This is a genomic window from Mucilaginibacter sp. NFR10 (assembly GCF_900100445.1).
Classification (GTDB): domain Bacteria; phylum Bacteroidota; class Bacteroidia; order Sphingobacteriales; family Sphingobacteriaceae; genus Mucilaginibacter; species Mucilaginibacter rubeus.
Window position 1 is genome coordinate 33,895 of sequence record NZ_FMTV01000016.1, and the last position, 9,296, is coordinate 43,190.

The 9,296-nt window shown below is 39.8% G+C and carries 5 protein-coding genes; all 5 read left to right on the forward strand.

Going from position 1 to position 9,296, the window contains the following annotated elements:
* Window positions 1-369 precede the first annotated feature (369 nt).
* Entirely contained in the window at window positions 370-957 is a 588-nt protein-coding gene (locus BLP33_RS26635; protein WP_090534923.1) for an RNA polymerase sigma factor, read from the forward strand.
* Between the two features lie 90 nt (window positions 958-1,047).
* Window positions 1,048-2,040 carry a FecR family protein gene (locus BLP33_RS26640; RefSeq protein WP_090534924.1) on the forward strand — a complete coding sequence of 331 codons (993 nt, stop codon included), beginning with the start codon at window positions 1,048-1,050 and terminating at the stop codon, window positions 2,038-2,040.
* A 335-nt stretch (window positions 2,041-2,375) separates the two neighbouring features.
* Window positions 2,376-5,651, forward strand: coding sequence for a SusC/RagA family TonB-linked outer membrane protein (locus BLP33_RS26645; protein ID WP_175490128.1), 3,276 nt, complete (start codon window positions 2,376-2,378; stop codon window positions 5,649-5,651).
* 34 nt (window positions 5,652-5,685) lie between these two features.
* Entirely contained in the window at window positions 5,686-7,287 is a 1,602-nt protein-coding gene (locus BLP33_RS26650; RefSeq protein WP_090534927.1) for a RagB/SusD family nutrient uptake outer membrane protein, read from the forward strand.
* Between the two features lie 240 nt (window positions 7,288-7,527).
* Window positions 7,528-9,296 (forward strand): FG-GAP repeat domain-containing protein (locus BLP33_RS26655; RefSeq protein WP_217633234.1); only part of this gene is annotated, 1,769 nt, incomplete at its 3' end.

Consider the following 9,296-nt stretch of genomic DNA (forward strand, 5'->3'; position numbering starts at 1 on the left):
ACTATAAGGTTTAGCACATAACCATATATTTTTCCAAGTGGATAAAGCAATTCTTAATTCCAACCTGTCTTTTTATAGATGTTAAAGTAACACTTAAATTTGCGCTGAATCCATCATGAAAAATTCTTATATCTATGAAAAACAAACATCAATATTTATTTTTTGGGTATATTCATTGAACTTGAAATGAATGTTTATTTAACAATTAATTTAAGTTTTTATTTGATTATTGATTTAATTGATTTAGATTAGTAATACAATTAAAACCTAATTATAGTTCCTCTACACGTTGAATTTTTATTGACTGATAAACAAATTAGTTGTTTTCAATGAAGACGGACTGTAACTATTATAAACATCAAATTTATAATGAAACCAATTGAGTTAAATCATACTGACGACGTTTTATTATTGCAGCAAATAGAACAGGGCAGTCAACATGCATTTAATTTATTGTATGAAAAGCATTGGGGGAACGCCTATTCTGAAGCATATAAACGTTTAAAGGATTCGGATCAGGCAAAAGATATAGTCCAGGAAGTATTTACTCATATTTGGCTCAAAAAAGAAAGTCTCCGTATTCATAATCTACCGGCTTATTTAACAGTAGCTATACGTAATAAGGTGTTTAAACTGGTTGAAAAGCAGAAAATCATTCATCCATTCTTTGATGTTATTGATGACCTGCCTGCATCTTGTCAACAAGCTGACGACAATTTGCTTTGGAAAGAGTTTTTAATATCTTATGAGGCGCTTTTAAATACGCTTCCTCCCAAAAGGCAAATTATTTTCCGCCTTCATTATCAGAACGATTTACCAACCAAAGAAATCGCGGCACAATTGGGTCTCACAAGAAAAACAGTTCAAAACCAGCTCCTAAAAGCTATTGAAAAATTGAAAGTGTCATTATTACCCTTCCTTTCTTTATTGATCATTTTATTTGGGGCAATAAAATAATTAGGTCTGTAAAAAATAAATTTTTTAGTAGAGTGGGACTTTTGGTTGTTTATAGGTCATATCTATAATCAATAGTACAACCTATTTTAAATGGACAAGCAATATTTTCTTGAACTGTTGCATAAATATCTCAATAATGAAGCAACAGATGAAGAACAGCAATTTTTAGTTAAATATTACGAGTTGTTTTCTGCCGAGCCAGATATTATTTCACTATTGAGTGATGAGCAGAAGAAGGAAATCAAGGAAGAAATAAATGCCTCAATTTGGGAAAGCATCGATAAACATACCGGGGTTGATAAAAAAATAATACGCCTGAAGACCTGGGTCAACAAAATAGCTGCCGCAGCGGCAATCATAGGAGTTTGTGGCATAGGATATTTATTCTTACACAATAAACCGGTTGTTAAACCTCCCCAGTCATACTCGGCCCATCGGCCAAAACCTAACCTGTTTCTGGTACTGCCTGACGGAAGCAGGGTAATACTCAGTTATGGTAGCAAACTTAGTTATGCTTCATCATTTGATGGCCTTGCGAAACGCGAAGTATATCTTACCGGTGAAGCCTTTTTCGACATAAAACATAACAACTTAAAACCTTTTGTTGTACACACCGGTAAAATAAAAACAACCGTGTTGGGTACTGCATTTGATGTAAAAGCAGTGCCTGGTGATAAAACCATAACAGTCACCGTTACCAGAGGCAAGGTAAAAGTCAGCAATAATAACAAGCTCCTGGGCATTATCGTTCCCAATCAGCAGATTACCTTTGACCGGCAAAAATCCATTTCAACGCAAACTAACATAAATGCAAAAAACTACACGATCTGGACGGCGAAGGATGATTTGTATTTCGAAGATGTAACTTTTGGGGAAGCAGCCAAGGTATTGGAAGACCGGTTTAAGGTTAAAATATTATTTACAGATCAGTTGGTTAGTTCAAAACACTTCACCTCTACTTTCAATAAGTCTGCTAACCTGGATCAGGCATTAAAAAGCATTTGTGAGTTCAATGACGCCATTTATTCGTACGATAAAGCAAAGACTACCATAACCATCTCCACTAAGTCTCAAGCCAATTAAACTAAATCTCAAACCAATTAAACTTAAAGTATATGAAGAAAAAGTACCTCAAAAATCACAAACAGATCCTGTTTCAAAGAAGTCCGGATAGTTTTCCGGCATAAAAAACCCTCTGAACCATTTCCGGGGAAATAACCTCAGAGGGTCGCTAACACTATTCGACTGCAATCGATTGTATTAGCCGGGTGTTTTAAATTTTAACATTCAATCGAAGACATTAATCACTTAAAACAAACTAAATTATGAATTTTTCCATAATTCTGGCAGAGCCGCGGCATTTTGTTAAATACCCGCTTAGATTTCATCTGCTAATTGACTTAAATTTTAAACAGTGTATGAGAATCGGGATAATTTCAATGTTCATATTAGCTACTTCAATTCCTGTATTTTCAGCAGCCCCTGTAAAGAGTCAGACAATTGACCAGGTAGCGGTGAATCTTACACTCAAGAATGAATCACTTGTAAAAGCTTTTCATAAAATCGAATCACAAAGCAGTTTTCATTTTATGTATCGCAATGATGATGTGAAAGATATTCTCAACCTGGATATTGCTGCCAGTAATAAATCGATAGCAGTAGTTCTGAAGGCCATTTTGTCTAACACTTTACTCAAATTCAGACAGATTGATGACCAGATATTAATTACAAAATCAAATCAGGATAAAGCGGCAACCGGTGAAAAAGCAGATGTCACTACTGATATAGTAGCATCCAAAGGCATAATTAAAGGAACGGTAACCGATTCAAAGGAGAGTCCGTTAGCGGGTGTTACGGTAAAACTGGATGGCGCGATTTCATTAAATAAAGCAACAGACGTTAACGGCAACTATAGCTTCTCTAATTTACCGGCAGGTAACTATACGCTCACTTTTACTTTTGTTGGTTTTAAATCGGTAACAAAAACATTAGCACTAGGAGAGGATCAGCAAAGTGTAATTAATGTGGCGTTAACGGAAAGTACAAATGGCCTGGACGAAGTGGTTGTAACTGGTTACGGAACCCAGAAAAAGCGGGAAGTAACCAGCGCAATTACCTCTGTAAGTGCAGCACAATTTAATAAAGGTAATATCAGTGATGTTGCACAGTTATTACAAGGTAAAGTAGCCGGTCTTTCTATCGCACGCCCGGGTGGCGACCCTAACGGTGGTTTTGCCATCAGGTTAAGGGGACTTTCTACTTTAGGAGCTAACACACAGCCGCTAATAGTGCTTGATGGCCAGGTGGGGGCTGATATTAATACAGTTGATCCAAATGATATAAAAAGTATTGACGTACTGAAGGATGGTTCGGCCGCTGCAATTTATGGCACACGCGGTTCGGCAGGCGTTATCATTATAACAACCATCGCAGGAAAGAGAGGGATGTCAAAGCTTACTTATAACGTTTCAGGTACTGAAGAAACCCCTGCCAAATTTACCAAGCATATGACAGCCGCCGAGTTTGTTGCACTTGGCAAAGGGACAAACTATGGCTCTTCTACCGATTGGAATAAAGAAATAACCCGTTCTGCCTTTTCACATGTACATAATTTAGGTATTTCGGGAGGTGATGAACGTACGGTTTATGATGCAACTTTAAACTATCGCAATAGTCAGGGTGTTGCAATCAGAACTGGTTTTCAGCAATTAAATGGCCGTTTGAATATCACACATAAGGCTTTGGATAACAAATTGGTCCTTAATTTAAATATAAATACTACTAACAGAAACTCACAATTTGGTTTTCCAGATGCTTTCAAATATGCAACCATTTTTAACCCCACAGCACCAGTTCATTCTACAGATCCTTTATATGATTTAACCGGCGGTGGTTTTTTTGAATCCAACTTCGTTGATTATTCAAACCCGGTGGCAATGTTGGTTCAAAATACTAACGAAGCGCGGAATAAGAAGTTTAATATTGGCGGAACTGCGACCTATGAGCTAACCAAAGGGCTGAAATTTGCTACTAAATATTTTAAACAAACAACAAGCATTTATCATTCAGAGTACTCCCCAACTACAGCCTTTATTTCCAGGGGCTTCCCGTTGGGCAGTGGTTTTAGCCGTTCGGGCATTTCTGCAAAATTTGATGATGAATCTGAAAACAGTTTACTTGAAAGTACCTTGTCTTACGACAAAACAATACATAAACTGGAGATTGCCGCTGTCGCCGGATATTCGTATCAGGATTTCTTCTACCAGGGATTTGATGCCCAGGGCGGTAATTTTGTAACTGATGCTTCGGGTCAGAATTTTGCAGCCGCTCTTGATTTTAAAAATGGTATAGGTGTAGTTGAAAGTTATAAAAATGAGAATAAGCTGATCTCGTTTTTCGGGCGGGTAAACTTAAACTATGATAATATCGCTTTCCTTTCGGCCAGTTTAAGAAGAGACGGTTCAACAGAGTTTGGTGTAAATAACAAATGGGGCTTTTTTCCTGCTGTTAGTGCAGGTTTTGATTTGAGCAGAATATTAAAGATTCAAAGTATAAGCAACCTCAAATTGCGCGGCAGCTACGGTGTTACCGGTGCATTACCACCGTTTCCGTATCTTTCATTGTCTACTTTATCAAATAGCGGCGGTACCTATTATGCGGGTAATGGTGTATATCTGAGCACCTACAGTGGCACCAGAAATCCTAACCCTGGTCTGAAATGGGAGAAAAAAGCTGAAACAGATATCGGGTTAGACTTTTCACTGTTAAACGGAAGGTTAACCGGTACCTTTGACTATTTTAACAGGAAAACTACCGACTTGATTTTTGACGTTACGGTGCCTTCGCCGCCGGCGTTATTCAACAATACCTGGGAAAATATTGGCGAACTGAGTAACTCGGGTGTGGAATTAGCTCTAAGTTATGAAGCTATTAAAACACCTGACTTCAGTTGGACTACCGGTGGCAATATTTCAAGTTACCACGTAGTTTTAACAAAGCTGATTGACGCTTTAAAAGGTTCGTACGTAGGGGCTACCAACCTTGGCACTCCTGGCCAGGAAGCCACGCAGTTAACGAGGGCGGTAGAAGGTCAGCCGATCGGTATACTTTACGGGCCCAAATATGTAGGTGTTGATGCAAATGGCGTATACCAGTACTCTGACGGTAAAGGCGGCACTGTTGGGTTGGCAAATGCACCACGCCAGGTTATTGGTAATGGCTTACCTAAATTTGAATTTGGGATTACCAACGCCTTTAGATACAAACAGTTCGATTTTAACTTTTTTCTTCGCTCATCTATCGGTCATCAGTTAATCAATACTTACCGCGCGTTTTACGAAAATCCAAATGTTGCAACCAGCTACAATATAGTAAATACCAAGTATTTCAATCCCAAAGTTACCGATGGTGCCGCATACAGCAGTTATGACGTTGAAAAAGCATCTTTCCTGAAACTGGATAACGCAACGTTTGGCTATACTTTCAAGATTGCCAAAAGCAATAAACCGGGGATGATTAGCAGTTTGAGAGCCTATATTTCGGGCCAGAACCTTTTCACTATTACCGGCTATACAGGTGTTGACCCGGAGGTTAGGTACGCTGACTCTGGAAATGTGTTAGCTCCGGGTATCGACCGCAGGGAGACATGGGTTTACACAAGGTCATTTACCCTTGGCGTTAATTTGGGATTTTAATTAAGGTATTTTTCAAAGTTTAATATATACAAATATGAAACATAAATCATTAACAAGATATTCGTTGCTGGTGTTGCTTGCTGCGGCTTCATGTACAAAGCTGGATGAAAAAGCATTGCTCTACGATCAGGTAACTGAGGATAGTTTTTATAAAACAGATAAGCAACTGGCGGCCGCTGTGGGGGCTGCATATTCTTCTATTTATGGTTATAACGGTGCTTTCTTTAACTTAAATGAGGTTACTACAGACGAGGTTGTTGTACCAACACGGGGCGCTGACTGGGGTGACGGTGGGCACTGGGTACGTTTAAAAACACATAAAACCAACAGCACCGATTCGCAACCAGCTAATGGCTGGAGCCTTGGTTTCGGCGGGGTTACCACTTGTAACAAAATTTTAGCCGCCCTGGCTGTAAGTAAATCACCAACTGCTGCTACTTATGTAGCAGAATTAAAATGTTTAAGGGCCATTTACTACTACTGGCTGCTTGATTTGTTTGGCAACGTGCCTATCACCACTGATTTTTCGGATACCAAGCCCCCTGCAACCAAAAGCCGGGCCGAAGTTTATGCTTTTATTGAATCAGAATTACTGGCAAATATTGAAAAACTACCCAAAATAGGCACAGGCGATGGCCCATACTACGGCCGTGTTACTTATTATGTTGCTGAAGCAACTTTGGCCAAGTTATATTTAAATGCCCAAACTTATACCGGGACCCCACAATATGACAAAGCATTAGCTGCATGTGATGTAATTATTAATTCCGGTAAGTATACGCTGATGAATAATTACGCCGACAATTTTTCAAGGAATAATACGGGTTCAACCGAGTCTATTTGGGCGATACCGTTTGATGGGGTTAAAGCGAGCGGCTTTAATATGAATATGGAGACTTTGCACTTGCAAAGCCAGAATACTTATCAAATGAATAACCAGCCATGGAATGGATTTGCCTCGGTACAGGAATTTTACCAATCCTATATTGACCCGGCGCAAAACCCCGGCCCGCAGGGAACTGTTGTAGGCCTTGACCCCAAAGGTACACCTACTACCGGCACACTCGACAAACGGATGCTGAATAATTTCCTTGTGGGACCTCAATACCAGGCTGATGGGGTAACCCCCTTAACGGACGGCGGTGCAGATGTGACGGATCCTAATGGTCCGCCTATTACCTTTACCCCTTACATTAACGAACTGCAGCCCAATGCCTGGAGACAGGCGGGTGCTCGTATTGGTAAATGGCAATTTTATAAAGGTATGCAGTCAAGTTTGGATAATGATTTGGCAATTTATAGATACGCCGATATTTTGCTGATGAAGGCCGAATTATTAGCCAGAAAAAGTGGCAATTGGAACGACCCGGTTACGCTTGCCTTGGTTAATCAAATCCGAACAGTACATGGAGGGGTTGCACCATTCACCAGTTTAACTCCTTTAATATTTTTAGCAGAGCGCGGCCGGGAAATGTTCGCAGAAAGCTACAGAAGGCAGGATATGATCCGTTTTGGTGTTTATAATGACGCGTACCGTTTCCACCCGGCCGATCCGGATGCTCACGTTAATATTTTTCCGGTACCCGAACCTCAAATTAATGCAAATCCAAACCTGAAACAAAACCCCGGGTATTGATAAAATGCTTTGAGTTTGGCAAAGGTGCTCTTTTAAGGAAAGCAAGTGATTTATTACTTGCTTTCCTCATTAAATACCACGGGTTTACCTAATTGACCTGAATATTGATTTAAATGTTTGATTATTAGTTGATTGTGTTTTGTTGTTTTGATTGAGTTGTTGTCAACCCATCAGGTTTAGAAATTGCGACGGCTACAATATTTGAACAAGGTTAAAAGGAACTTATTTTATATAAAGTGAATGATTAAACGGGTACTTAATATTATTCCTGAGCCAATTGTATTATTGGTTTATTCTCCAATAAAACGTAGCTCCCCAAAGGTCATTTTATTTTTCACAGCCTTTTGGCGTTCCGTTATAGCGGCAAAGATATATGCTTCATGCACAGAGGCCAGCTATATTCGGCAGGTACCGTTTTTTGCATTTTTATTTCTGATGGGCTGCAATCCCATCGAGCCTAAAAAAGACGAAGGCAACAAACTTTTTTCACTGCTTCCTTCATCATCCACGGGAATAACTTTTGCCAATGATGTTAAATATACCGAACAACTGAATGTTTATACCTACCGTAATTTTTATAACGGTGGGGGTGTTGGTATTGGAGATATTAATAATGACGGCTTGCCGGATGTTTTCCTTTGCGGAAATCAAAAATCAAACAGACTCTATTTAAACAAAGGCAACTTTCAGTTCGAAGACATAACCGATAAGGCTGGGCTCTCTTCGGCAGGTGTATGGTCAACGGGCGTTACCTTTGCGGATGTTAACGGCGATGGGCTGTTGGATATTTATATATGTAAGTCGGGCGATTTTTCCGGGAAAAACAGAAGTAATCAGTTATTCATTAATAATGGTAACCTCACGTTTACCGAAAAAGCGGCCGAATATGGGTTAAATAATAAAGGCTTGTGTACTCATGCTGTTTTCTTTGATTACGATCACGACGGAGACCTGGATTGCTACCTTCTTAATAATTCGTTTCGTTCGGTAGGGAACTATGATTTGATCAAAGATCAGCGCAATATTCCTGATCCCCTGGGTGGGAATAAACTGTATCGTAACGACGGTGGTCATTTTACAGACGTGACCCAACAAGCAGGAATATACAGTAGCAAAATTGGTTTTGGATTAGGTGTAACTATTTCTGATGTAAACGGGGATGGCTGGGACGATATCTATGTTTCCAACGATTTTTTTGAACGTGATTACCTCTACATTAATAATCGCGACGGTACCTTTAAAGAGTGCCTTAGCGACGCAATTAGGGAACTAAGCCAAAACTCAATGGGAGCTGACATAGCCGACATCAATAATGACGGCTATCCTGATATTTATGTGACTGATATGCTTCCTGAACCGGAATCAAGGTTAAAAACAAAAACAGCTTTTGAAAACTGGGATAAGTATCAGTCCGACCTCCAAAATGGATATTATCAGCAATTCCTTCGCAATGTTTTGCAGCTGAACCAGGGCCCGGTTATGAATAAAAACTTAGCCGAAAATAAGATAAACTTCAGCGAGATAGGCCGGCTTTCGGGAGTTCATGCAACCGACTGGAGTTGGGGCGCGCTGATCTCGGATATGGATAATGATGGGTTTAAAGACATTTTCGTTAGCAACGGTATTTATAAAGACCTAACCGATCAGGATTATATCCAATTTATGGCTAACCCGATACAAGTAAGAAAAATGATGGGTAGTGAGAAGGAAGTAATTAAGAAGCTAATAGATAGTATGCCCTCGGAGGCTGTGCCTAACTATGCCTACCGAAACAATGGGGACCTGACATTTACCAATAAGGCAGCCGAATGGGGACTTGGAGATCCGGGTTTTTCGAATGGTTCGGCATATGGTGATTTAAATAACGATGGTGCGCTTGACCTGGTGGTGAACAATGTAAATATGCCGGCCTTTATCTACCGAAACAACAGCAGGAAGCTGGAGCCGGCGAATAAATATTTGAAAGTAGTATTGCAGGGCGAGGGGAGGAACCGGTTTGGCGTAGGGGC

Bases quoted from the DNA above. Each gene is read 5' to 3' on its own strand.
- BLP33_RS26635 (WP_090534923.1), top strand. From the start codon at position 370: ATGAAACCAATTGAGTTAAATCATACTGACGACGTTTTATTATTGCAG.
- BLP33_RS26640 (WP_090534924.1), top strand. From the start codon at position 1,048: ATGGACAAGCAATATTTTCTTGAACTGTTGCATAAATATCTCAATAAT.
- BLP33_RS26645 (WP_175490128.1), top strand. From the start codon at position 2,376: ATGAGAATCGGGATAATTTCAATGTTCATATTAGCTACTTCAATTCCT.
- BLP33_RS26650 (WP_090534927.1), top strand. From the start codon at position 5,686: ATGAAACATAAATCATTAACAAGATATTCGTTGCTGGTGTTGCTTGCT.